The sequence below is a fragment of the Stenotrophomonas rhizophila genome, assembly GCF_001704155.1.
In the GTDB taxonomy this organism is placed as follows: Bacteria; Pseudomonadota; Gammaproteobacteria; order Xanthomonadales; family Xanthomonadaceae; genus Stenotrophomonas; species Stenotrophomonas rhizophila_A.
Map to the genome: position 1 here is coordinate 2,310,878 of NZ_CP016294.1, position 23,646 is coordinate 2,334,523.

21 protein-coding genes are annotated in these 23,646 nt (G+C 65.5%); 2 read left to right on the plus strand and 19 right to left on the minus strand.

From position 1 onward, the window contains the following. Positions 1–100 precede the first annotated feature (100 nt). Complete coding sequence (locus BAY15_RS10370) at positions 101–1,156, plus strand: LacI family DNA-binding transcriptional regulator (protein ID WP_068852105.1); 1,056 nt, start codon at positions 101–103, stop codon at positions 1,154–1,156. A gap of 17 nt (positions 1,157–1,173) precedes the next feature. Here BAY15_RS10370 and BAY15_RS10375 read toward each other — a convergent pair whose 3' ends face one another. The 7 genes from BAY15_RS10375 to BAY15_RS10405 form a co-directional block, all read right to left on the minus strand. Then, complete coding sequence (locus BAY15_RS10375; protein ID WP_428999271.1) at positions 1,174–3,753, minus strand: glycoside hydrolase family 3 protein; 2,580 nt, start codon at positions 3,751–3,753, stop codon at positions 1,174–1,176. A gap of 14 nt (positions 3,754–3,767) precedes the next feature. Continuing rightward, the gene (gene xylA / locus BAY15_RS10380; RefSeq protein WP_068852108.1) at positions 3,768–5,102 is read right to left on the minus strand and encodes a xylose isomerase; all 1,335 of its coding nucleotides are present in this window, start codon (positions 5,100–5,102) and stop codon (positions 3,768–3,770) included. A gap of 41 nt (positions 5,103–5,143) precedes the next feature. Further along, a complete protein-coding gene (xylB, locus tag BAY15_RS10385) occupies positions 5,144–6,637 on the minus strand; it encodes a xylulokinase (RefSeq protein WP_068852111.1) in 1,494 nt (497 codons plus the stop codon). Positions 6,638–6,702: 65 nt separating this feature from the next. Next, positions 6,703–8,232: a tryptophan halogenase family protein gene (locus BAY15_RS10390; RefSeq protein ID WP_068852113.1), complete on the minus strand. Its 1,530-nt coding sequence runs from the start codon at positions 8,230–8,232 to the stop codon at positions 6,703–6,705. A gap of 13 nt (positions 8,233–8,245) precedes the next feature. Beyond that, positions 8,246–9,265, minus strand: a complete 1,020-nt coding sequence (locus BAY15_RS10395) for a cupin-like domain-containing protein (RefSeq protein WP_068852116.1) — start codon at positions 9,263–9,265, stop codon at positions 8,246–8,248. A gap of 3 nt (positions 9,266–9,268) precedes the next feature. Continuing rightward, positions 9,269–10,027, minus strand: a complete 759-nt coding sequence (locus BAY15_RS10400; RefSeq protein WP_068852119.1) for a SapC family protein — start codon at positions 10,025–10,027, stop codon at positions 9,269–9,271. A 67-nt stretch (positions 10,028–10,094) separates the two neighbouring features. Further along, positions 10,095–13,232, minus strand: coding sequence for a TonB-dependent receptor (locus BAY15_RS10405; protein WP_068852122.1), 3,138 nt, complete (start codon positions 13,230–13,232; stop codon positions 10,095–10,097). 296 nt (positions 13,233–13,528) lie between these two features. Between BAY15_RS10405 and BAY15_RS10410 the strand changes: the two genes are divergently transcribed. Next, positions 13,529–14,617 carry a LacI family DNA-binding transcriptional regulator gene (locus BAY15_RS10410; RefSeq protein WP_083214142.1) on the plus strand — a complete coding sequence of 363 codons (1,089 nt, stop codon included), beginning with the start codon at positions 13,529–13,531 and terminating at the stop codon, positions 14,615–14,617. Positions 14,618–14,626: 9 nt separating this feature from the next. Here the strand turns inward: BAY15_RS10410 and BAY15_RS10415 are convergent, their stop codons facing one another. The 12 genes from BAY15_RS10415 to BAY15_RS19195 form a co-directional block, all read right to left on the minus strand. Continuing rightward, positions 14,627–15,721, minus strand: coding sequence for a peptidoglycan DD-metalloendopeptidase family protein (locus tag BAY15_RS10415; protein ID WP_237334243.1), 1,095 nt, complete (start codon positions 15,719–15,721; stop codon positions 14,627–14,629). Next, complete coding sequence (locus BAY15_RS10420; RefSeq protein WP_068852131.1) at positions 15,645–15,980, minus strand: transcriptional regulator; 336 nt, start codon at positions 15,978–15,980, stop codon at positions 15,645–15,647. The genes BAY15_RS10415 and BAY15_RS10420 overlap by 77 nt, the downstream gene beginning before the upstream one ends. Next, entirely contained in the window at positions 15,977–16,633 is a 657-nt protein-coding gene (locus tag BAY15_RS10425; protein WP_068854665.1) for a hypothetical protein, read from the minus strand. The genes BAY15_RS10420 and BAY15_RS10425 overlap by 4 nt, the downstream gene beginning before the upstream one ends. A gap of 233 nt (positions 16,634–16,866) precedes the next feature. Next, positions 16,867–17,340: a lysozyme inhibitor LprI family protein gene (locus BAY15_RS10430; protein WP_208856096.1), complete on the minus strand. Its 474-nt coding sequence runs from the start codon at positions 17,338–17,340 to the stop codon at positions 16,867–16,869. A 33-nt stretch (positions 17,341–17,373) separates the two neighbouring features. Continuing rightward, a complete protein-coding gene (locus BAY15_RS10435) occupies positions 17,374–18,063 on the minus strand; it encodes a L,D-transpeptidase (protein WP_068854666.1) in 690 nt (229 codons plus the stop codon). Positions 18,064–18,213: 150 nt separating this feature from the next. Beyond that, on the minus strand, positions 18,214–18,474 hold the full coding sequence (locus BAY15_RS10440; RefSeq protein WP_068852137.1) for a hypothetical protein: 261 nt from the start codon (positions 18,472–18,474) through the stop codon (positions 18,214–18,216). A 421-nt stretch (positions 18,475–18,895) separates the two neighbouring features. After that, positions 18,896–20,386 (minus strand): DUF1254 domain-containing protein, encoded by a 1,491-nt coding sequence (locus tag BAY15_RS10445; RefSeq protein ID WP_083214143.1) that lies wholly within the window; start codon positions 20,384–20,386, stop codon positions 18,896–18,898. A 120-nt stretch (positions 20,387–20,506) separates the two neighbouring features. Then, positions 20,507–21,517, minus strand: a complete 1,011-nt coding sequence (locus BAY15_RS10450; RefSeq protein WP_237334244.1) for a L,D-transpeptidase — start codon at positions 21,515–21,517, stop codon at positions 20,507–20,509. 24 nt (positions 21,518–21,541) lie between these two features. Beyond that, positions 21,542–21,910: a nuclear transport factor 2 family protein gene (locus BAY15_RS10455; protein ID WP_068852143.1), complete on the minus strand. Its 369-nt coding sequence runs from the start codon at positions 21,908–21,910 to the stop codon at positions 21,542–21,544. Between the two features lie 25 nt (positions 21,911–21,935). After that, positions 21,936–22,622, minus strand: a complete 687-nt coding sequence (locus BAY15_RS10460) for a hypothetical protein (RefSeq protein WP_068852146.1) — start codon at positions 22,620–22,622, stop codon at positions 21,936–21,938. Beyond that, a complete protein-coding gene (locus BAY15_RS10465) occupies positions 22,619–23,473 on the minus strand; it encodes an MBL fold metallo-hydrolase (protein ID WP_068852149.1) in 855 nt (284 codons plus the stop codon). Before BAY15_RS10465 ends, BAY15_RS10460 begins: the two co-directional genes overlap by 4 nt. Further along, complete coding sequence (locus BAY15_RS19195) at positions 23,470–23,619, minus strand: hypothetical protein (RefSeq protein ID WP_157771731.1); 150 nt, start codon at positions 23,617–23,619, stop codon at positions 23,470–23,472. Before BAY15_RS19195 ends, BAY15_RS10465 begins: the two co-directional genes overlap by 4 nt. Positions 23,620–23,646 lie beyond the last annotated feature (27 nt).

Below are 23,646 nucleotides of genomic sequence, written 5' to 3' on the forward strand. Positions count from 1 at the left end.
GCTCGACACGCGTGCGGTGTGCCAGTGCGGCCGGCAAACCTTGTAAGCTCAGCCGGTGCTTTGTACGCCACAGCGTCACAAAGAAGAACGGGAGTGCGCATTGGACAAACCGAAGAAATCGGTCCGCCGCAAAACCAGTGGCGTGACGATCGACGAGGTGGCGGCGCTGGCCGGGGTGTCGCCGATGACGGTGTCGCGGGCGATCAACCAGGGCAAGGTGCGCGATGACACCCGCGAGCGCGTGATGCGCGCGGTGCAGGCCCTGGGCTACACGCCCAACCTGGCCGCCAGTACGCTGGCTGCGGCCCAGCACACTCGCATTGCGCTGATCTACACCAACCCCAGCGGCGCCTACCTGCGCGAACTGCTGGTGGGCCTGCTGCGGGGTGCGTCCAACGCCGCCATCCAGCTGGTCATCCACTACTGGGACAACCTGGACCCCGTTGCCGAGCGCAGGGCCGCGCGCGCCCTGGCCGGCCGCGTGGACGGCGTGATACTGCCGCCCCCGCTGTGCGAATCGCCGGTGGCGGTGACCGAGCTGGTCCAGGCGGGCATTCCGGTGGTTGCCATCGCATCGGGACACCTGCGTGACGATGTTTCCTGCGTGCGCATCGATGACTTCCACGCCGGCAAGGAAATGGCCGAACACCTGATCCGGCACGGCCACACCCGTATCGGTTTCATCCGCGGCCGCAACGACCTGAGCGCGAGCGCGCGGCGCTACGACGGCTTCGCCACCGCCCTGCACGAGGCCGGGCTGGAGGTCGAGCCCCGCCTGGTCGAAGAGGGGGACTACACCTACCGCTCGGGGCTGGATGCCGCCGAAAAGCTGTTGTCCCAGTCCCAGCCGCCCACCGCGATCTTCGCCAGCAACGACGACATGGCGGCTGCCGCCATTTCCGTGGCGCACCGGCAGGGGCTCGAGGTTCCGCGTGACCTGTCGGTGGTGGGTTTCGATGACACCTCCGCCGCTACCACGGTGTGGCCCGAACTCACCACGCTGCATCAACCCATCGCCGCGATGGCCGACGCGGCCATCGACATCCTGCTGCGCACCATCCGCCAGCGCACCGACGACAGCCGCGTGCTGACCGACCACGTGCTGCCGCACCGCCTGGTGATGCGCGATTCGGTCGCGCACCCGCCCAAGCGGTGATGGCACGGGGCGCATGGTTACGCGCCTGGGCATGCGACGGTGGCGTCCGCTTCGTTCAGGGCGCCCAGCGCGACGCGTGACACCGAGAGCGTCATTGCGCCGGCGGTGCCGATCGACCAGGGCCGATCCAGCTTGCCCACGTCCGCCCCTGCGCCTGCAAGGCACTTCAACGGCACACCCACGCGCTTCCATTCGCCCACCGGCAGCTTGGCCAGCGCAGGTGCGAGCGGAACGCGGGCGGTACACCCGGCGCCGCAACCGACCGACAGCCAGGCGTCGCCCTTGGGCGCAGCATCCACCCGCAGCGTGGTGATCAGCATCAGATCGCCATTGCTCTCGCGCTGCAGGTCCAGCGGAACGTGCGACTGCACGGCAACCGTTGCCTCACCCTTGCCCGACCATGCCAGGCGGCGGCCATCTTCCTGCACCAGATGGTCCACGCCGGTGACCTTGAGCAGGTCGCCATCGAGCGCTTCCGGTACCTTGGTGACGGTCACGCCCTGCCCCGTGCTGCCTTCCAGGCGCAGCGCCATGCCGGAGCCGGCGTCACCGCGGGCGAAGAACACACCGGCCGCCCCTTCGTTGCCGGTCACGCCGGAGACTTCCGGCAGCGGGGCCAGGTCGCCCTTGTCGGCGTAGGTCAGGCCGAAGCCGAAGGCGAACTGCGGGTCGTAGTCTTTCTGTCCCACGTTGTTGGCGTACTGGATCGCGGTGCGCGGCCAGCTGAAACTGAGCTTGCCCTTGAAGTCGTGCTGCACGCTGCCATCGGGCTTGCGCAGCAGCACATCGGCAATGCCGCCGCCTTCCGAACCGGGCAGCCACGCCGCCACGAACGCGTCGGACGCATTGATCTCGCGGTTCACCCACAGCGGGCGCCCGCTCAGGAACACCGCCACCACCGGGATGCCATCGGCCTTCAGCTTCCGGATCAGCTCGAGATCCGCGTCGTCGCCCGGCTTGTAGGCCAGGGTCGCCAGGTCGCCCTGGAACTCGGCATAGGGGTTTTCGCCGAACACCACCACGGCCACGTCCGGCTTGGCGGTGTACTTGCCATCCACCGCCAACAGCGCTTCGCCGCCTGCCGCCTTGGCCTGCTGGGCGATGCCTTCGAAGATGCTGTCCGCGTTCGGGAAGTCCTTGCGGGTGGTACCGGTGCCCTGCCAGTTCAGCGTCCAGCCGCCGGCCTGCTTGCCGACATCGTTGGCCCCATCACCGGCCACCAGGATGCGCTGCTTGGGTGCCAACGGCAGCACGCCGCCCTGGTTCTTCAGCAGCACCAGCGATTCGCGCACGGCCTGGCGTGCCACGGCGCGATGCTCCGGTGCGCCGATCAGCGCGAACTGGCCGCCGACCGTGCGTGACGACGGCTTGCCGGCTTCGAACAGGCCCAGCCGCATCTTCACCCGCAGGATCCGGCGCACCGCATCATCCAGGCGTTCCTGGGTGATGGTGCCGGCCTTCGCCGCTGCCAGCGTGGTCTCGTAGAAGCCCTTCCAGCTGTCCGAGGCCATGGCCATGTCCAGGCCGGCATTGATGGTGGCCGGGCAATCGGTAGTGGTGCAGCCCTTGACCTGGCCGTGGCCGTTCCAGTCGCCCACCACGAAGCCGCCGAAGTTCATGCGGCCCTTCAGCGCGTCGGTGAGGTAGGCCTTGTGACCATGCATCTTCTCGCCGTTGACGCTGTTGAACGATGCCATCACGGTCTGCGCGCCCGCCGCGATCGCGGTCGGGTAGCCGGCGGCGTGGATGCGCACCAGCTCGGCTTCGCTGATCCGGGTATCGCCCTGGTCCTTGCCATCGGTGGTGCCGCCGTCGCCGAGGAAGTGCTTGACCGAGGCGATCACGTGGCGGCCGTCCAGGAACGTGGGCGAGCCCACTTTGCCCTGCAGGCCCTCGACCACGGCGCCAGCGTAGCTGGCCACGACTTCAGGCGATTCGGAATAGCCTTCGTAGGTGCGTCCCCAGCGGTCGTCCTGCGGGACCGCGACGGTGGGCGCGAACGCCCACTCCATGCCGGTGGCGCGGGTTTCCAGCGCGGTGATCTCGCCGATCCGCCGCACCAGGTCCGGGTTGCGTGCCGCGCCCAGCCCGATGTTGTGCGGGAACAGGGTGGCGCCGACGATGTTGCTCTGGCCGTGCACCGCGTCGATGCCGAACAGCACCGGAATCGCCTTGCCGCCCTGCGCGGTGTCCATCGAGGCTTCGTAGAAGGCATCGGCCAGCGCCAGCCATTCGGCGGGCTTGGCGTCGTAGCGGCCGCCCGGATCGGAGTTGCCGCCAGCAAGGATGGAGCCCAATCGATACCTGCGCACGTCATCCGGCGTGATGCTGGCGATGTCGCCCTGCACCAGCTGGCCGACCTTTTCCTCGACCGTCATGCCGGCCATCAGCTCGGTGATCCGCTTTTCCATCGCGGGGTCGTCGGGCAACGGCCAGGTTACCTGGGGCCAGGGGTTGGCATCGGCCTTGGCCTGGGCCTCGGCCTGCACGGGCGTTGCCGCCTTGTCGTCGCCCTTGCAGGCAGCGAGTGAAAGCAGCAGCGCGGCCAGCAGGAAGCCGGTGCGGCGGGTGGCGTGTGAGTGGGTCATGGTGCTCATCCTTGCCGGTGGGCTCAACGCAGCAGGTACTGGTTGATCAGGTTTTCGTAACGTTCCTGCTTGCCGCTGATCTGCTTCGGCTCGCCACCCTTCGCGCCCAGTGCCGCCAGCTCGGTGAGGCTGAGCGCGCCGCGCTCGAAATCCTTGCCGGCGCCGCTGTCGAAGCTGGCGTAACGCTCCTTGCGCCACTGTTCCCACGGCGAGTCGTTCAACAGCCCATGGGCCACTTCCAGCCCGCGCGCGAACGCGTCCATGCCGCCGATGTGGGCAATGAACAGATCGTCCAGATCGGTGGATTCACGGCGTACTTTGGCGTCGAAGTTGAGGCCGCCCTCCAGGCCGCCCTGCCGCAGCACCACCAGCATCGCGCCCACGGTGTCGTACAGGTCGCTCGGGAACTGGTCGGTATCCCAGCCGTTCTGGGCATTGCCGCGGTTGGCGTCGATGCTACCCAGCAGGCCGTGGTCGGAGGCGACCTGCAGGTCGTGTTCGAAGGTGTGGCCGGACAGCGTGGCGTGGTTGGCTTCGATGTTGAGCTTGAAGTCCTTCTCCAGGCCGTGTTCCTTGAGGAAGCCGGCCACGGTGGCGCTGTCGAAGTCGTACTGGTGCTTCATCGGCTCCATCGGCTTGGGCTCGATCAGGAAGTTGCCCTTCAGGCCGATGCTGCGGCCGTAGTCACGCGCCATGGTGAGGAAGCGGGCGAAGTGGTCCACCTCGCGCTTCATCTGGGTGTTCACCAGCGAGGCGTAGCCTTCGCGGCCGCCCCAGAACACGTAATGTTCGCCACCCAGTTCAACGGTGGCTTCCAGCGCCGCCTTCACCTGCACGGCGGCGCGCGCCACCACGGCGAAATCCGGATTGGTCGATGCACCATTCATGTAACGCGGGTGCGAGAACAGGTTGGCGGTACCCCACAGCAACTTGATCCCGGTGGCGTCCTGGCGCGCCTTGGCCAGGCCGACCATGTGCTTGAGGTTCTTTTCGTACTCGCCCACATCGTCGGCGTCCGGCGACAGGTCGATATCGTGGAAGCACCAGTACGGCACGCCCAGCTTGGTGAAGAATTCGAACGCGGCGTCCACCTTCGCTTCGGCGCTGGCCAGCGGCGAGCCGGCGTCCCACGGGAAATGGCGGGTGCCCGGGCCGAACGGGTCGTGCCCGGCGTTGCAGAAGGTGTGCCAGTAACAGACCGCGAAGCGCAGATGCTCCTGCATGGTCTTGCCGCCGATGACCTTGTTGGCGTCATAGACCTTGAACGCAAGCGGGTTGTCCGAACCGCGGCCTTCGAAGGGGATACGGCCGATCCCGGGGAAGTATTCCTTGGCGCCGATGTAGGGTTGGGTGCTCATGGTGCAGTTCCTTTCGTTGTGCGAGGTGTCGCGTAGAGGGATCAGCCGCGCTGCAGCGGCGTGACGGCGTCTAGATAGCGCAGGAAGCGCGCATAGGCGGTGGCATAGGCAGGTGTGCGCGCCGGCTCCGGGCGCGCCGACAACTGCGGGTCGAGCGCCACGTGGCGCTCGGCAATATCGGCAATGCTGGCCTCATCGCCGCGTGCGTGGCCCAGCGCCCACAGCGCCTGCAGGGCCGCGCCGAACGCCGCGCCTTCGGACTGGGTCGGCACGTCCACCGGCAGGCCGAACACATCGGCCACCAGCTGCCGCCAGGCGGCGCTGTTGCTGCCGCCGCCGGTGAGCACGATGCGGTCGAACTGCATGCCGGCGCGGACGAAGGCGTCGTAGCCGTATTTCAGGCTGTAGGTCGCCCCTTCCATCGCCGCGCGGTAGAGGTGGGCCGGGGTCATGTTGGTGGTGTCCAGGCCCGCGAGCACGCCTTTGCCGTGTGGAAGGTCGGGCGTGCGCTCGCCATTGAGGAACGGCAGCATCACCAGGCCATCGGCACCGGGTGGCGTGGTCCGCAGGTGGCCATCACCGAAGCGGGTGCTGAAATCGAACGCGTCAGCGACCTGCTCGGTCACCACGGTGCAGTTCATGGTGCAGATCAACGGCAACCAGCCGCCGGTGGACGAGCAGAACGCGGCCCAGGCCCCGTCTGGGTCGACCACAGGGCTGTCGGAGTAGGCAAAGAGCGTGCCCGAGGTGCCCAGGCTCATCGCCAGGCGACCGGGCACTACGCAGCCGGTACCGATGGCCGCCATCATGTTGTCGCCACCGCCGACGGCCACCTTCACGGTGGCAGGCAGGCCGAACGATTTCGCGGCTGCCGGTGCGATATCCAACAACGCTTCCGGTGGCGCGATGGGCGGCAGGCAATCGGCCAGATCACGTTCCGGATCGGTCGCGCGTAGCAGCTCGGGCGACCAGGTGCGGGTGCGCACGTCCAGCCAGCCGGTGCCCGAGGCATCGCCGTATTCGCAGAAACGCTCGCCGGTCAGCACGAAGTTGAGGTAGTCGTGCGGCAGCAGGATGGTGGCCAGGCGTGCGTACGCGTCCGGCCGGTGCGTCCTGGTCCAGGGCAACTTGGAGGCGGTGTAGCCGGTCAGGATCGGGTTGCCGGCCAGGGCGATCGTCTGCGCTGTGCCACCGGCCGCGTCCATGATCTGGGTGCACTCGGCGGCGGTGCTGGTATCGCACCACAGCTTGGCCGGTGCCAGCACCTCCCCTGCTGCGTCGAGCGGCACGAAGCCATGTTGCTGGCCGGACACCGCCAGCGCGGAAATGCGCGAGCGCACCGACGGCGTGATCGCAGCGAAGCAGCTGTGCAATGCGGCCACCCAATCGGCCGGGCGCTGTTCGCGGCTGCCATCGGCGGCGCTGTCCAGTTCCAGCGCCGCGCTGGCGTTGGCCACCACGCTGCGCTTGGCGGGATCGTAGACCAGCACCTTCAGGCTCTGCGTACCTGCATCGATTCCAGCAACCAGATCCATCCCATGTACCCCGTATGTTCTTGAAAGGTAGCGCTACCAATTTCGTGCGGCAAAGCGTGGCCCCGCTAGGCGGTGGCCAGGCTCCGCGGCCAGACCTCTGCCGACGCCTTGCAGTAGCGTTCAATGAACTCTGCCTGCGAGGGCATGCTTGCCGCGGCCTGCTGTATCGGCTGCTGGATCCGCGCCAGCAGCGTGCGCAGGTCGGCATCGCTGAGCGCGCGCGCCAGCGGGTGCGGCGGCCCGGGCAGGATGCCCTGCCCCATCAGGACGCTCGTCCAGGAGTCCACGCGGAACAGTTCCCCGGGGTCCTGCCAGGCGTGTGCGCGTTCGCGCCAGGCGCGCAGCCGCACCGCCAACGATTCGGGCAACTCCATCTCGCGGCACGCCTTCCACATCGGCTCGTCGCGCTGGGTGGCGTGGTAATGCAGGATGATGAAGTCACGCACGTGCTCCATTTCCTGGCGGCTGACATCGTTGTACAACGCGGTGAGCGTCGGGGTGATGCCATCGAACGGGAACAGCTGGATCAGCCGCACCACGGCGCTGATGGTGAGGTGGATGCTGGTCGATTCCAACGGTTCGATGAAGCCGCTGGCCAGGCCCAGCGCCACCACATTCTTGTTCCAGGCTTTCAAGCGGCGCCCACTGCGGAACGGCACCAGCCACGGATCACGCAGCGGCTGGCCTTCGATGTCACGCAGCAGCTTGGCCTGCGCCTCGTCATCGGACATATGGCGGCTGGAGAACACCAGCCCGCACCCTACCCGGTGCTGCAGCGCGATGTGCCAGCGCCAGCCGGCCTCGTGCGCGATGGCGCGGGTATACGGCACCGGCGGCTTGACCGATTCGGTCTGCACGGCCACGGCGCGGTCACTGGGCAACCACTGGTTCCAGTCTTCGTAGCCGCTGTGCAGGGTCTGCTCGGTCAACAGGCCGCGGAAGCCGGTGCAATCGATGAACAGGTCACCTTCGATCACCTGCCCGTCTTCCAGTACCAGCGCCGCAACGGAGCCGTCGTGGGCGTGCTGCCGCACTTCGCGGATCTTGCCTTCCACCCGGCGCAGGCCCTGCGCTTCGGCCCGGCGGCGCAGGAATTTTGCGTACAGCCCGGCGTCGAAGTGGTAGGCGTAGTTGACCTGGGGCTGGGACTGCAGCGAGAACCGGTCACCGCGCGAGGCCACGCTTTCCAGGCAGAAGTCGCCCAGGTCCGAGGGCATGCCGCGGCGCAGGCTGTCCAGCCAGAAATGATGGAACGGGGTGGCCCAGGTGCTTTGCCCGATGCTGCCGAACGGGTGGATGAAGCGCTCACCCGGGCGGCGCCAGTTCTCGAACGAGATCGAGAGCTTGAAGGTACCGGCCACCGCCTTCAGGAACTCCTGCTCATCGATCTGCAGGTAGCGGTGGAAGGTACGGATTGGCGGTACGGTGGATTCGCCTACGCCCACGGTGCCGATCTGCTCGGACTCCACCAGGGTGATGTCCAGCTGCTCGCGGAACTGGTGGGACAGTGCGCAGCCGGCCAGCCAGCCTGCGGTACCGCCGCCGGCGATGACCACCTTGCGGATTCGCCCTTCTGTTGTGTTCGCAGCGTTCAAAGCGATGCCCCCATCAGCGGTTGAGTCGACCGAGCAGCTGCGCGCGGGTGCGGCGCGCCTGCATCTCGTCGAACGGTGCAAGCTCTCCCCGGGCGGCGTCGGGCAGGTGCTGCCCTGCGCGCTCACCGGGACCGAACACGTAGTACTCGAAGATCGTTGCCCAGGCCTTCTTTTCGCGCTCCGGCAGGTCGCGCAGCGCCCACATCGCATGCTGCAGTGCCGGCAGCGGCGAGGACAGGAAGCTGGGCACGCTGCGCCACCAGTAGTTCACCAGCACGTTGAACGGTTCCAGGCTGCGCACGTGGTGCCACCACATGCTGGGAATGAAAATGGCATCGCCCGGCTCCAGCTCCGCGGTCTGCGCGCTGGCCAGCGCGTCACGGAACCGGGGATGGCGGTCGAAATCCGGGCGGTCGAAATCGACCACGCTGACCACCTGCCCGCCCGGGGTGGGTTCCAGCGGGCCCGGATAGAGGTTGTCGATCTGCTCCGGCGGAAACAGGGTGAACCGGCGCCGGCCCACGGCGCAGCAGGCCAGGTTGTCCGGCGTGTCGTAATGGCAGGACGCGGTAACGCGGTTGCCGATCCAGATGCTGGCCGAGGCATCGATGCCCTGCCCGGCCAGGCCGGCATCATTGGCCTGCGCGAACCCGGGCAGCGCACGCTCGATCAGCAGCGAGGCCACGTAATAGGTGGGCGGCTTCGGGGCATCGAAGGTGTCGGCGATCTCGTCCAGCACCTGCGTCAGCAGCCCACGCCGGACCTCGAAATTCAACTGGGTGAAATCGTCGTTGTAGAACGGGCGCCCTTCGATCTCGGGGCCGCCAAAGGAGTACTGCACCGGCAGCCCGGCATCGAAACCACGCAGGTAGGCCAACGCCTCCTGGGGGGAACGCAACCCGGCCTGCACCAGTGCCCAGTCGCGCGCGATGCCCCGCAGCACCACCGGCTCGCCGGCGGCCACCAGCGCCGCCAGCGGCAGCGCGTCGGGCTGCAGGCCTTCCAGGGTGCGCATGGCAACGCAATCCTGCATCGGTCAGTTCCTGCCCGTCGCGGTGGCGGCATCCTGCGCGCGCAGGCGACGCTGCTTTTCAGCGATCAGCCGCCGCATGTTGTGCAGTGAAGCCAGCATCAGGTACGCGCCTTCCAGGTAGCCGGCGCGGTTGAGTTCGGCCAGCGCGGCGCCGTCCAGCTGGGCCAGGCGGTCGCGGTCGATCGCGTGCAGGCCGTTCACGCCCACCCGGTTCTGCGGGTCGATCTGCACGTCGAGTGTGATCGGTTGAATCAGGCCTTTGGTATCGAGCATGGCAAACATCTCGGCGCCAAAGGCATGGCCGTCGTGGATGCCGCGCAGTACGTTGGCAATGTGGTCCAGATAGGGGCTGTTGCCGCCCTGTGGCAGGAACACCGGCTCGCCAGCGCTGCTGCTCACGCGCGGGTGGTCCAGGTCCACGTGCAGCACCGGCTCCCGGGTGAGCGCTCCGTCGATGCGGTTTTCCTGGAACCCGATCAGGAACGGCCCCTTGGCCGCAGCCCCAGGTAGGTAGGACGCATTCCAACGGCCGTCGTCCAGGTACAGATTTTCGTGCTGTTCAAAGCCCAGTAGAACCACCGACTGCCACTCCCCGGTGGCGGCGTCTTTGCGCAGGAAAATCGGGTATTCCCGCTGCAGTTCGGCGTACTCGCTCGGGTAGGCCGGCACCATGCCTACCGCGTCGCCAAATTCGGGCCCGAAACCGGTCGCGACACGCAGCTCCCGGTGGGCGATGTTGTTGAGCATTTCGTAACGCGGCATGTGTAGTCCAATCCCTGCAGGAGCCTGCACGGGTGCCGCTGCCGGAACAGCGGCACCCGTGGCCTGTTCAGAACCTGTAACGAACGCCAAGCATGTAACGCGGATCCTGGTCAGCCAGCTTCACCATCATCTGCGAGGTGCGCGAACGCCAACGCACGTCCTCACCGGTCAGGTTGATGGCTTCGAGGCTGAACGACCAGTTGTCATTGAGCGTGTAGCCCACGCTGAGATCCCACTGATCGTACTCTTCCACATAGTACGGGTTTCGGCTGGACCCCTGGTTGGCCAGAATCAGGTACTGGTCGCGCCAGTTCCAGGCCAGGCGCACCGACCAGCCGTACTTTTCGTACATCAGCATGGCATTGGCGGTATCGCTGAGCCCAGTGAGCGAGAACTGGTCGACGTTCGGGTCGCCCGCGTCGTTGTAGCCCACGTCACCGTTGACGATGGTGTAGTTGGCCAGCACGCCGAAGCCGGTGTCGCCGAAGAAGTACTGCCCGCCCAGCTCCCAGCCATGCAGCTTGGACTCGTTCTGGTTGATGGGGCGGTTGACGTTGAACTGGTACAGCGGGTCGGCCGCCGTGCCATACAGGTCGTAGGCCGCTTCGGTGGCCAGTACCTGCGCGCCGGTGCCGTCGTAGGCGCCCAGCCCGGCCGGATTGTTGCGCAACAGCGCCAACGCGGTGAACAGCGAGGTGTCATTGGCCGAGCAGGCCGCCGCGTTGGCCGGTCCCACCTGGGCAAGGCAGGCGCCACTGGTCAGGAAGCCCAGCGCCGTCTGTGCGTCCGGCCCGGAGGTCGGGTCGCGCAGGCCGTACAGGTTTTCCTGCACGATGGTGTTGCCGATGAAGTTGGCGACCTGCTTGTTCCAGTAGGTCACCGATACATAGCTGGCATCGGCGAAGTACCACTCCAGGGCCAGGTCCAGGTTGTCCGATTCCAGGGGCTTCAGGGCCGGGTTCTGGGCGGTGCCGCTGGCCCGCGAGGACGGGTCGATCAGCACCGAGCCGAACGGCTGCTGCGCGGTCGGGCCGGCGTACAGATTGCCGATCGGCGCACGGGCGATGCTCTTGCCGAATGAGATGCGGCCCTTCAGGTCATCCAGCAGGTCGATGCTGAAGTCCAGGTTCGGCAGGATGTAGCTGTAGCTGGTCTTCTCGGTGAAGGGCTGCTGCTCGTCGGACAACAGCACGCGGAAGTCATTGTTCGCCTGCCACTGGATCCCTTCGGGAATGGCGATGATCGAGGTGGACACCACGTCGGTGGTTTCGTAGCGGACGCCCAGGCGGGTATTGGTACGGTGGCCGCCAAGGTCACCGTCCAGCTCGATCTGCATGTACGCCGAGTTCGTCTTCTCTTCCACCCGGTTGTCGGCAGCATTCTGTGGGCTCACGCCCAGGTTGGCGCCGTAGTACTGCCCCGCCCACTGCGCCAGCCGGCCGGCGTCGCCGCGCCAGGCGCTGAAGCTGTTGATGTTGAAATCGTCGAACATGCCGACGATGTTCACCGGCTGCAGCAGGTCCATCAGGCCGTTGGCCACATCGCCGTTGACGTTGGCCACGCCCCAGTCGCCCAGGGTGTTGTAGTTTTCCGCGGCCTGGATGCGGTGGGTGGTCTGCTTGCTGGTGTCCACGCCGAACTGGAAGCGGCCTGCGTCAAAGGCCCACTCACCGTCCACGCGGCCCTGCTTGATCTCGCTGATCTGGGTCTGCGAATTGATGCGCAGCACCTGCGAGCCGATCTCGCCCGGCACGAACCCGCCGTTGACCACGCCATTGGTCTTGGCGATGGCATCGGCGGCGGTCGGGTACCAGACCTGGGTGCCCACCGGCAGACCGTTGTTCCAGACCATTTCCTGCACGTAGGTGCCACCGCACTGCGGCCCGGTGGTGCAGTTGTTGGTGCCGGCGATACTGGAGAAGATGGAGCCGCCGCCGGTGAGCGGATCGTTCGGCCGGCTTTCGTTCTTCGAGTCGTGGCCGTCGAAGCTCAGCTTGAAGCGGTCGGTAATGTTCCAGGTGGCATTGAAGCCCAGCGAACCCAGCTTGTACTTCTGCATGCTGCGCTGCTGTTCAAGCCCAAAGTCCTTGGTGCCGGCGATTTCGCGGATGTAGATCGGCGTCGCCACCGCACCGCTGGTGTCGAAGACCACATCGGTGTAGTTGCTGTTCTGCAGCCACATGCCCTGCTCGCCGCGATTCTCTTCGATCTCGTTGGTCGAATACGTGTAGTCCAGGGTCAGGGTCACCGCATCGGTCGGGGCGAACTGCAGCACCGCCTGGCCATTGATGCGCTCGCGCTCGAAATCGGCGAAGGCATAACGCAGGTCGTTCGGGCGGCCGTACAGCGCGCCGATTGCCGGTGCGTTGGTCACGGTCGGGTTGCCGGGCATGGTCCCGGTCCACGGCTGGATGTTCCAGTAATTGTTGGTGGCCTGCACCGAGCCACCCTTTCGCTTCTGATAGCTCGCGCTGACACCCACGCCCCAGGTCTTGTCCGGGTTGGTGTAGCTGAAGATGCCGGAAAGCTCAGGGGTGATGTCGTTGTCGAACGGCTGGCTCTGGTCGGAGACGATCTTGGCCCCGGCGCTGGCCACCGTGCCCTCATGGTCGAACGGACGCCCGGTGAGGATGTTGATGGTGGCGCCGATACCGCCGCTGGGCACGTTGGCCTGGCTGGTCTTGAAGACCTCGATGCCATTGACTGCTTCGGCCGCCAGCTGCGCGAAGTTGAACGCGCGGGTACCGCCGTCCACACCGCCGATGGCGACCTGCCCCGCCGCGCCGAACGCGTCGGCACCGGGCATCTGGCGGCCGTTGAGGGTCACCATGTTGAACTGCGGGCCAAAGCCACGCGCGGTGACCTGCGCGCCTTCACCATCACGGCGCTCGATCGAGATGCCGGTAATGCGCTGCAGGGATTCGGCGAGGTTGGTATCGGGGAACTTGCCGATGTCCTCGGCACTGATCGCGTCCACTACGCCGGCCGAGTCGCGCTTGATGTCCATCGCCTGGCTGAGGCTGTTGCGGATACCCGTTACCTGCACGGTGTCGAGCTGGGTCGGGGTGGACTGGGACTGCGACTGCTGCTGCGCGGCAGGTGCCGGCGTTGCGGCGTCCTGGGCGAATGCGGGATTGATGACCAGGACGCCGCCCACGAAGGTGAACATGGCCCGGGATGTAAGTTTCGCCAGCTTCCGGCTCATGCGTGAGCCCTCAGGTCTGGGGTACGACGGAAAGCACAAGCGCTCATGACTCTCCCCTCTGACATACGATCGAATGGATGTACCGCCCCTCCAAGGGGCACGCACGGGCGATGCCCGTCTTCCACACCGAACTTCGCAGTGCGTTTTCGCTGCACTGCGACTCAAACTCGCTTTCAGGCTTGCCAGAACACGCGTTTGGTATATGGGGGGTCCCCGCTGAGCCTTACCTTGGCTGAGTGGTAGCGCTACCATCGCGTCAGGGCGCAGACTAATCACCCGGTCACACGGTTGTCATCATGCAGCGCAGCAAAGGAAACGCTTCCTTGAAAAACAACCAGAAAGTGGTGCGTCGCAAAGGCAGTGCAATCACCATTGACGAAGTCGCCGCGCACGCGGGCGTGTCGGCCATGACGGTTTCGCGCGTAATCAATGGCCATTCCAGCGTGCGCGAGGAAAACCGCGAACGGGTCATACGCAGCGTGCTTGCACTGGACTACCGGCCCAACCTGGCGGCAAGCGCCCTGGCGGCGGCGCAGCACACCTGCATCGCGCTGATCTACACCAACCCCAGCTCCAGCTACCTGCGTGAGCTGCTGGTCGGCGCGCTGCGCGGGTCTACCCGGTCCGCGGCGCAGTTGGCGATCTCCACCTGGGATGGGTTGAGCGCCACCTCACGGCGCGAGGCGGCACGGCAGCTGTGCGACAGCGTGGCCGGGGTGATTCTTCCCCCGCCGCTGTGCGAATCCAAGGCGATCGTCGACATTTTCGTCAATGCCGGCGTCCCGGTCGTCTCCATCGCATCCAGCCAGTTCAGCGACCGCGTTTCCTGCGTGCGCATCGATGACCGCCATGCAAGCCAGCAGATGGTTGCGCATCTGATCGGCCACGGGCACACACGCATCGGCTACATCACCGGTGATCCGAACCAGACCGCCAGCGCGCAACGCTGGCAGGGATATCGGGATGCATTGGCAGAGGCCGGCATCGGGTACGACGAGGCGCTGGTGCACCCCGGGCTCTTTACGTATCGATCCGGACTGGAGGCGGCCGAGCATCTTCTGGCCCTGCCCCACCCGCCGAGCGCCATCTTCGCCAGCAACGATGACATGGCGTCTGCGGTGGTTTCAGTGGCACATCGGCGCGGGCTGGACGTGCCGCGCGATCTTTCGGTGGTGGGCTTCGACGATACGTCAGCGTCGACCATGGTGTGGCCGGAACTGACCACGATCCACCAGCCCGTGGCGGACATGGCCGACACCGCCATCGACATCCTGCTGCGGGAGATCCGGCGCGCGCCTGCTGCGGCGCGCGCCACCGTCAACCAGGTGCTCGCGCATCAGCTGATCACGCGCGATTCCGTATCAGGGCCGGTGCAGCGCCCCTAGCCTCACGCACTACGGCGCGGCGGTGGCCTGGCGGATGCGCTGGCCTTTCACTGGCTCACCCAGCGCGACCGGCTTGTCATCGGCCATGTAGTTGGAGAACTGTGCGGGCAATGCGGTGGCCTTGCCGAACTCGGGTCCGGCCTGCAACTGGTAATGCAGGTGGGCTTCGGAAGAATTCCCACTATTGCCGCAGTCTGCCAGCTGCGCGCCAGTGCGCACGGCCTGCCCTTTGGTTACCCGCACACTGCCCTGGCGCAGGTGGGCCAGGACCGAAAATTCGTCGTTGCCATGATCGATGACGACGCGGTTGCCGGTGGGCTGGCTGGGATTCATCTCACCCGGCACGTTATCGGCCACGCCGTCGATCACCTCCACCACCCTGCCGTCTGCCGGAGCCAGGATGGGCTTCCCGAAGCAGAAATAATCCTCGTTGCGGCTGCCTTGCCCACGATGAGAACTGCCATCCTGCAGGACCACCAGGTCCATGGCGAAACGCTGGCCTGCATGCGCGGCATGGTAGTTCTGTTCGACGCTGCGCCCGCCCCAGAACACGTAGAACTCGTCGGAGAATGGCAGCTGCAGCGGCGTGCGGTTCTTGTAGTCAAGGCGCTCGCTTGCCGCGGGCGGCGATGGACTGGCCTTGTGTGGGCGGATGTTGAAGCCTGCTATCTTGCGCTGTGCGTCGAATGCCCAGGTGATCTGGATGATGGCCGGACTCTTAGCGAATCGAGCCTGGCGCACGTAGATGTCATACCCGCCATCGGTGCTGACCGTTTCGCTGACAACGTCGGTTTCCTCTCCACCCGCAGCGAGCACTTGTCCCCTGAGCGCCGTCAGGCTCTGTTTCGACTGCAATGTGGCCTGCATCTGCGGAGTCATCCGCTCCCACAGGGCATCGACATTCCCCTGGTAGAACTGCGAGGTCAAGCTGGCGCCTTCCTGGCGCGTGTCCGGGGTAGCCGCAAGGCCGCCGAATGCCAGCAGCGATAGAATCAGGGGTGCCATCAGTTTCGCGAACACTGTCATGTCAGGAGTCCGTGCTGTGTGGATCGGGAATGCCTGCGACGACTGCCGCAAGCTGCTTGCGGTACTCGGCCAGCCCATGGCGTCCTGCAGGCGTCAGCTGCAGGGTGGTCAACGGGCGCTTGCCCCGGAACGATTTTTCGATGGCGACCAACCCGGCGGCTTCGAGCTTGCTCAGATGGCTGGAAAGGTTGCCCTTGCTCAGGCCGCTGAGATGTTCGACGAACGCAAATTCGGCCGATTCGGCACCGGCCAGGATCGACAGGATCAACAGGCGCGCTGGCTCGTGGATCAGGCGATCCAGCTGCAACAGGCTGCGGGGGTCGGGAAGCTGGGTCATGGCATCGGCTTCCGCGCAGCCACGAACGCTCGCATTTCCGCCCGCAGGCGCAGGAACCGCTGGTGGTCGCGCCACCCGACCACCACCAAGGCAATGGCGGCCAGCGGAAACACCACGGTAGTAGGGCCGAACGCATAGGTCTGACCGGTGAATGCCACCGCGGCCTGGCACAGCAGGAACACGCCCACGATGAACTCCAGCGGCGTTCGCAACCACCGCCAGACAATGAGCGGCAGAAGCGCTACCACCATCAGGTACCCGATCGCGCGCAGGTCCCACGGCAATCTGCCCATCGGTGCCATGCGGGTCAGCACGAAGCCGACGATCAGGGCGCTAATCAGGGCGGTAAAAGCAATGAAGAGGCGTTGGAAGTTGCGCTCGGTCGCGGTGATCTGTTCCTCGACCTGGCCGAAGCGCTGGTAGTAACGATGCGCCAGCCATTGCTTGGCTGCGAGCCACAGCAATGGTACGGCGATGAGAGCTGCCCGCAGTTCGATCGTGGCCGGCAACAGGGCGCCGGCGAGGAAGGACGCCAGGCATGCAATGCCGCCGGCGATGGCCGACAGGCCGCCCGCACTTCGTGAGTACCTCGAGTACTCGCGGGTTACGGCCTGGATACGGCTGTAGGAATCACTGACTGACGGCTGCGGCATCACGTGCTCCAAGGGGTCGCCTTGGAGAAGTTTGTAGTGCAAACCGGTTTGCGTCAAGCGAATTTACTGCCATCCATCATCCGGTGGCGGACCTGGCCGACACCACCATCGACATCCCGCTGCGGGAGATCCGTCTTCGGTGCGCGCCACCGTGAACCACGTACTGCAGCAGCGGCTGGTGACGCGGGATTCCGTATCCAACCCGTTGCCGGGGGCATAGGGCTGCGGCGCGTCTACGGCTTCGCCATCGGATACGAGCCCGCACAGACGTCGCCCTCCTCCGTACCGACAATCCAGGCGTTGAGCTGTTTGATGCGGTCGCGCGTCAGTTGCTCGTACTCACCGCTCTGACACATCGGCAGCACACTTCCGTAGTCCGCCGGGTTCGGGTAGCGCGCCGCGATCTGTGCATCACGGAACACGATCCAGGCGCGCTGCGCCGCCTTGAACTTCTCGATGAATGCCTTGTCCTGGGCGTTGGCAGCCAATACCTTCGCATAGACGCGGTTGAGCTCGGCGTCCGCAGCTTGTGCGCTGTTGCTCGCACATTGATTCAGACCCGCCTGGGACTGATTCGGGCTGTCGCAGGCCATGCCATCAGAGGTGTGTGGCAGCGCCGCCCGTTGGGCGGCACTCCTGGCAGGTACCTGCGCATGGGCCGTGGTGGCAAGGCATGCAACCACGAGAATGGCCAGCAAGCTTCTCATCGGACCCGCTCCACAGGGGTTACACGGCGCCGGTTACTCGGGTGCGGTGCGCTGCTCGTTTCCGCGGCTCTTCACGAAATCCGGGAAGGTTTCCGCAAGCGACTGCTTGTCCGGCAGGATGTAGAACACGCCGCCCTTCTCGAACGTGGGCTGGATCACCCGAGCGTAAAAATCGGGATTGACGTTGATGCAGCCGTGGGTGACACGGTTGTCGTCCGGCGTCGGCGTAGCGAGGCGCTCGGCGCGCTTTTCGGCGGGAACGCCAGTTGCGGTTGGATGGATCGACACCGCCGTATCGTAGTCCACCCACAGCACGCGCCCGGCATCGAGCGACGGGCCGTAACCACCAATGAAGCGGCCTGCTGGCGTGGTACGGTCACGGCCCGGAATTTCCTTCAGCGCCAGACCGGCCACGCCCGGGGCCGAATGGTCGCCGACCGCTGAGCCGAACAGGCCCGGCGCAGCACCAAGAAGTTTGCCCTTGCCATCAAATACCAGGATCTGGGCTGCGGCCTTGTCCATCACCGCGAACGGATAGCCTTCCGTGTCCCGGCTCGCCTTGATCCAGCCGGCGAGTTGAATGACCGTGTCGGAGACGGGCTGGTCCGGCGGCAGCTGATCGTTCGACACGACCGGTTGCTCGGCGGATTCCTGGGTGGGTTCCTGCGCGGCTTGCTGGGTGCGGGCGACGGCGGGCCCGGCGAACGCCAGGGACAATGCCAGTACGCTGCACGTGGCGCGGATAGCGGGAGGGATGTGCATGGACGTGGGGATTCCTTGAAGCAACTACGGGTCAAGCAAGGAAACCGGCGGCCCGCAAAGGCCACCGGTCTCCATGTTCCAGTCGTTCGTTACAGCGTGTGCAACAAACGATCAGCCGCGCGGCTGACGCTTGGCCGGGACCGACTCAAGGCGCTGGACGCGGCTTTCGATCTGATCCAGGCGCTGGTTGGCCTGCTGGGCCGACTGGTTGGCCGATTCGGCGCTCTGGGCTGCGCCCTGCACCTTCGTGTCCAGCGAGTCGAGGCGCGAGTTGATGGTGGCAAACTCGTCCTTATAGGTGGCGCAACCGCCAAGGCCCAAGGTGGCAACGAGCGCCACGCCCAACACCACATTCTTCTTGGTCATCATCATTTCCAGTACTCCTTCTTGGGTCTTCAGGTAAATAGAGCCCCCTCTGCCGGACCAATCATGACGCTGCGATACGTACATGGATTGTGAAGACCTGAACCGGCGTTCGGACTCTGTTCTGCCAAGCCGCCACTTGACCATCCAAGCCGGAAAGTCAACCCTTTTCAGCGTTCCGCCGGCGAGGGATCGCGCACTCCTTTCGCCCTTGCGGTACTTCCCGGTCAGCAATACCGCATGGGGCGCCTGTAGGGTCATTGCGAGGGGGCGACAGCGTCCGCTGCTCTGCTGCCATGCCGTGATCGTCCATCCGGCCGCCCGTTGCCGCATCCAGAATCAGGGCTCGCAATGCCTCCCCCATTTGGGGGTGCCTGCCGTGCCAGCCTGTCCGCCTGCGGCTTCCCCGCTGAATGCGCCCTCTCACGGGCTATGGGGTGGCGTCCCCTGCCTTCTCCACCGGCGGGGTTTGCCAACGGTTTTCGAGCAACTCAGGCTTGGGGCGGTAGTAGCGCATGAACATTACGAACGGACCCTCGGGCGCCGGCAGCCAGTTGGCCTGTTTGTCCTTGCCAGGGGACTGGTTCTGGATGTAGATCGTCAACCCGCCATCGGCATCCTTCTTGAGCTCCGGCAACATCGGTGAATTGATCAGATAGCGATTGATCGGATTCTTGACCAGCAACTGCTGGGGGAGTCCGTACATGGTGACAGACCAGAATGCATCGACTGGCGGCAGCTCCCCCTTCGCGAAGTGCAGCGTGTATCGGCCTTTGCTGCCATCGAGCGGCTGGCCGCTGGCATCCTTGTCAAGAATGGGGTACATCGCTTCTTCACGCGAGTTGGCGCCAATACCCACCTGGGTTCCGGTGGCGCGCGCGACGTAATCGTTCTTGAGGAAATCCCGGTTGCCAAACAGTGTATCGGTCTTACCACCCAATGATGCGCGCTTGGCGTCGATCTGCTTCTGCCCCTCGGCCATCCCCTCTTTGAGTGCTGCCTGCATCTCCGGCGACAGGCTGCCAGCGTCGAACGGCTGTCCCGGTTTGATGCCCAGCATGGCGAAGCGCTCGCGCAGTGCGGTCTCGCTTGGGTGCGCCGGTTGTGCAAACTGCAGGAGAAATGCCAGCTGGTTGAAGAATTCGAGGGAGGTGCGGTCCTCCGCCGGGGGCGTCGGCTTGATCCATTGGATTTCCGGGGCAGCCGGTGGCGCAGCGCCCCCGGCAAATGCCGACAGCGGCTGAACCCCATAGCCGGCCTGTATCTTCTTTACGTTGTCGAGATCGCCGGGATTGAACAGCTGCGTGCGCCCGACCACGCTGACCAGGTCGGTCTCGGACCGGATCACTTTGGTGATACCCGCCGGTGCTTCGCCCTTCCAGCCGGGCCCGGCAATGAGGAAGCTTCCTCCATCGTTGCCGGTTGCACGGCTCCCGATGTAGTCGAAGTTGAAGGTGTACAGATCCATCAGCTGGAAGACGAAGTATCTGTCCTTTTCCATCTTGGGCACGGTAATGACCACCGGTTCCGCCCGCAGGTCCAGCATGGCAAACGAATAAGGCGTGTCCGAGTTCGGCGTTACGAACGCGGTGTCTTCGGGCGTGAACACACGGGCGATGTTCAGAATGGAGTTGAACGGACCCTTGTACTGGGGATTGCCCTTGTCGACATTGAACGCGTACACCGTTTTGTAGGTATCCACCATAGGTACCCCATACACGTAGGCGTCACGGGCAATCTCTCTTGCCTCATCGGCCGAAGGGGCCGCAGAGGGCGTGGTTGACCGTTGCGCCGGGGATGGCGTAACCGTTGCACCTGTCTCCTTTTCGGGCGATTTTCCGCCGCACGCGGTGAGGGACAGGCAGCAGGCCAGGGCCATGCCGAGCAATGTGGCAGCGGAGTGTGTTTGACGGATGTACATGGGATCCAGGTCAGCCTCAGGCAGAGGGGAACAGTCCCACTGTCGTCGTCAGGATCTTTGCCGGCAAGAGGAGTTACACGCAGGCCGGCTCGGTATTTCTACCGAGCGACGCCGGTGCCATTAAAGCGCCGGCTGCTCGGCATTCAGCACCTGCAATGCCGGACCCGTGGAGTCGGGCAGCACATGCTGGTCGGTTACCAGCAGTACCACCCCCGGGCTCATCAGCGGCCGCAGCGCGGCACGGAACCCCTCGGGCAGCAGCACGCGCTGCTCGTCGGCCTGGCTTACCACGGTGCCACGGGCCGCTTCCTCGCCCGGAATGCCAACCTCTACCCATGAGGGTTCGGTTGCCGGCGCGTTGCTGCTGGCAACCATGTACGCGCGCGTTCCTTCACGCGCTGCGCCATCGCGGAAATCCACGCGCGAACGGCCGATTTCCTTGCCGTCACGGTATGCGAACAGGCGGCGGTCACTGGTGCTGAGCAACAGCGACACCACGCCGGTGGGTGCAACGTCAGGCTGCCAGCGGAACGCCTCCTGCGTGCCCAGCGGTACGGACAGCACTTCCTTGCCGGTGCCCGGGTCGATCGGGCTGGCCACGCGGGGGTGCACCAGCGTCGGATCGGACACGCCCTCCTTGGAGATCACCACCACCATGCCCATGTTGGTCGCCCCGAACAGCCGCCGGGCAAACTCGGTGGGCAGGTGCACGCAGCCATGGGATTCCGGGTACCCCGGCAATCCGCCGGCATGCAGTGCAATGCCATCCCAGGTCAGGCGTTCCTGGTACGGCATGGCCGCGTCGTTGTACTTGCTGGAATGGTGGTCCTTGTCCTTCTGCAGGATGGTGAACACACCCGTGGGCGTTTCGTGACCGGGCTTGCCGGTGCTCACCGTGGACACGGCTTCCAGCAGGCCGTTGCGGTACACGTAGGCGCGCTGTTCGGTGATGCTGACCACCACCGCCATCGGGCCCATCGCTTTGGAATCCCTGCCCCACACCCACTCGCCCGGCTTGAGCGCGGCGGGCGACGTGTTGGCCGGGCTGGAACTGGGCGCGCCCCATGAAGGCGTGGCCAGGGCCTGCCCGGCAGACATCATCAGCGCAATCAGCAACAGGCCAGATTTCATCATGAGGGGCGTCCAGCAGTGGGTTCAGGCCGATGGTAACGCGATAACCGAGCCTCCCAGCACCTGCCAGCCGCTCGCCGTTTTCACCCAGAAGCGGCAGTACCTGAAGTTCCCTGCGAACGCAGCGCCGTCGAACGTGCCTGCCAGTTCGGCTGTTACCGAGGTTACAGCGGCCTGCCCTTGCGCGGAGATCTCTACAGATCGCCACTCTGCCAAGGTGAGCTTCTGGCGTCCGGAACGGTGCAGCGAAAGATCATCCTGCTTGTGAAAAACATCGCCTGACGGCCCCACGAAGATCAGGTCGTCTGCGATCAGGGATTCCAGGGCCTCCACGTCGCTGGTGAGCATCGCAATGCGCAGGGCTTCCTCGTGCTGCCGGATTTCAGTATCCATGCGGACTCCATGAAAGTGGTTGGCGTTACTGTTGTGCTGCTTCTGGTGCCAGCGTATGGATTACTTTGCCCTGCGCATCCAGGAACTCGATGGCGCCGTAGCCTTCCGGGGTGACGGTCAAGCGCAGCCTGGCCCGGTCCTGTTTGTCGTTGAGCGCGATGGCCGGCGTGCCGTCGGCACCCACCACCATCTGGATCCGTGTGGGTGTCTGCACCCCCGGAATCAGGCGGTTGTCCAGGCGGGGTTCGCGAATCAACGGCGGTGCCTGGTTGATCGAAAAGCGCACCTCGCCATCCGGTGAGACGCGCCAGCCGATGGCATCCATGGCGGGGTGGTCCAAGGCGAGCACGGCCATGCCACCATCCACGTCCGCGGTACCGAAGCCGCCGCGCTCACTGCCCTTGTCGTCGTACAGCACCATGCCCGCCACATTGAAGGCGCGCTTGTACTGAATGCCGTCGATGATCGGCGCGGGCGTCTGGCCCGAAAGGGTCATGCGGATCACGCCCTTTTCGTCAACGATGTCGATGCGGCGTGCGGTGATGCGGTCGCTGTCCGCTGCTTCCACACGGGTCTGCGGCGACCTGCTGACGATGACCTTCTGCAGCTGCTCGACGGAGGGGCGCTTGGGGCTGGCAGGCTCCGCCGCGTGTGCATGCGGGGCCGGAGACGATACGGCGAAGGCAATGATGATGCAGTTCAGCGCTTTCATAGGCTCCCTTCCGGCCACGGCAACCACGTGCCCGGCTCCATGATCTGCAAAGGGATATCCCGCTCGCGTGCGGCCTGGCGAACCCTGCCAAGCGGATCATCCACTTCGACATACTTGTCCATTCCGCTGACACCGTAGTGAATCGGCACCAGCACCCGAGCGCCGAGGATAACCGCAGCGGCCACCGCCTGCTCGGGCGTGAGCACGCCCGGCTGGCCACTTGCCGGATCGCGCCAGCCGAAGCGCGCGCCATTGATCGGGAGAAACGCTGCATCGAACGGGCCAAACTGGCGGCCGATGCGCCACCAGTTGCCATGCCACTGGGTATCGCCGCCGTGGAAGATGCGCCGCCCGCCGGCCGAGACAACCCATGAGACCTGCGTATCCCCGTAACCATCCGATGCAGGCACCGGCGTGGCGGTGAAGTCGCCCAGCAGCTGCGGCTCCCACAGCGCACTGGGGCGGGCACGCGCGCCCTGCGGCCACGGTGAGGGCTGCAAACCTGCCGGATACGCCAACACCCCGCCGTTCTTGAGCGCGGTCGCTACTGCGGTGCCATCGAAGTGGTCCGAATGGGTGTGGGTGACCAGTACGTGGGTTTCGCCGACCGCATCGGCCACCGGCACCAGCCGGTCAGGTAGTGCCCTGCCCCATGCCTCTGGACTGACCAGCGGATCAATCAGCAGCGTGCTGTCGGGCAACTGCAGCCGCACTCCTGCCCATGCCAGTCGCTGGGCGCGCAGGGTTCTGGGCACTGCCGCTGCTGCCAGCGCCCCGAACGGAAGCAGCGTCGCCGCTGCCGCGCCCGCGCATCCCACAAGGAAGCGCCGACGGTGATTGAGGTCATTCATGCTTCTTGCTCCCGGGCGGCATCGGCCTCCCTGCCCAGCGAGTCGACCAGCAGCGCCCGGTCGCCATCCATGAATGCGGTGGCGACCGATTCCACCTCTTCACCGACGAACATCACCACATCTGTTGCCAGCTCCTGGATTCGCATTACGTACACCCCGTTGACAGGATGGGC

Excerpts from the sequence above, each read along its gene's own strand:
- BAY15_RS10375 (WP_428999271.1), bottom strand. The coding sequence starts at position 3,753 with ATGAGCACCATGACCCACTCACACGCCACCCGCCGCACCGGCTTCCTG.
- xylA (WP_068852108.1), bottom strand. The coding sequence starts at position 5,102 with ATGAGCACCCAACCCTACATCGGCGCCAAGGAATACTTCCCCGGGATC.
- xylB (WP_068852111.1), bottom strand. The coding sequence starts at position 6,637 with ATGGATCTGGTTGCTGGAATCGATGCAGGTACGCAGAGCCTGAAGGTG.
- BAY15_RS10395 (WP_068852116.1), bottom strand. The coding sequence starts at position 9,265 with ATGCAGGATTGCGTTGCCATGCGCACCCTGGAAGGCCTGCAGCCCGAC.
- BAY15_RS10400 (WP_068852119.1), bottom strand. The coding sequence starts at position 10,027 with ATGCCGCGTTACGAAATGCTCAACAACATCGCCCACCGGGAGCTGCGT.
- BAY15_RS10405 (WP_068852122.1), bottom strand. The coding sequence starts at position 13,232 with ATGAGCCGGAAGCTGGCGAAACTTACATCCCGGGCCATGTTCACCTTC.
- BAY15_RS10410 (WP_083214142.1), top strand. The coding sequence starts at position 13,529 with ATGCAGCGCAGCAAAGGAAACGCTTCCTTGAAAAACAACCAGAAAGTG.
- BAY15_RS10415 (WP_237334243.1), bottom strand. The coding sequence starts at position 15,721 with ATGGGCTGGCCGAGTACCGCAAGCAGCTTGCGGCAGTCGTCGCAGGCA.
- BAY15_RS10420 (WP_068852131.1), bottom strand. The coding sequence starts at position 15,980 with ATGACCCAGCTTCCCGACCCCCGCAGCCTGTTGCAGCTGGATCGCCTG.
- BAY15_RS10425 (WP_068854665.1), bottom strand. The coding sequence starts at position 16,633 with ATGCCGCAGCCGTCAGTCAGTGATTCCTACAGCCGTATCCAGGCCGTA.
- BAY15_RS10430 (WP_208856096.1), bottom strand. The coding sequence starts at position 17,340 with ATGAGAAGCTTGCTGGCCATTCTCGTGGTTGCATGCCTTGCCACCACG.
- BAY15_RS10440 (WP_068852137.1), bottom strand. The coding sequence starts at position 18,474 with ATGATGATGACCAAGAAGAATGTGGTGTTGGGCGTGGCGCTCGTTGCC.
- BAY15_RS10445 (WP_083214143.1), bottom strand. The coding sequence starts at position 20,386 with ATGTACATCCGTCAAACACACTCCGCTGCCACATTGCTCGGCATGGCC.
- BAY15_RS10450 (WP_237334244.1), bottom strand. The coding sequence starts at position 21,517 with ATGAAATCTGGCCTGTTGCTGATTGCGCTGATGATGTCTGCCGGGCAG.
- BAY15_RS10455 (WP_068852143.1), bottom strand. The coding sequence starts at position 21,910 with ATGGATACTGAAATCCGGCAGCACGAGGAAGCCCTGCGCATTGCGATG.
- BAY15_RS10460 (WP_068852146.1), bottom strand. The coding sequence starts at position 22,622 with ATGAAAGCGCTGAACTGCATCATCATTGCCTTCGCCGTATCGTCTCCG.
- BAY15_RS10465 (WP_068852149.1), bottom strand. The coding sequence starts at position 23,473 with ATGAATGACCTCAATCACCGTCGGCGCTTCCTTGTGGGATGCGCGGGC.
- BAY15_RS19195 (WP_157771731.1), bottom strand. The coding sequence starts at position 23,619 with ATGCGAATCCAGGAGCTGGCAACAGATGTGGTGATGTTCGTCGGTGAA.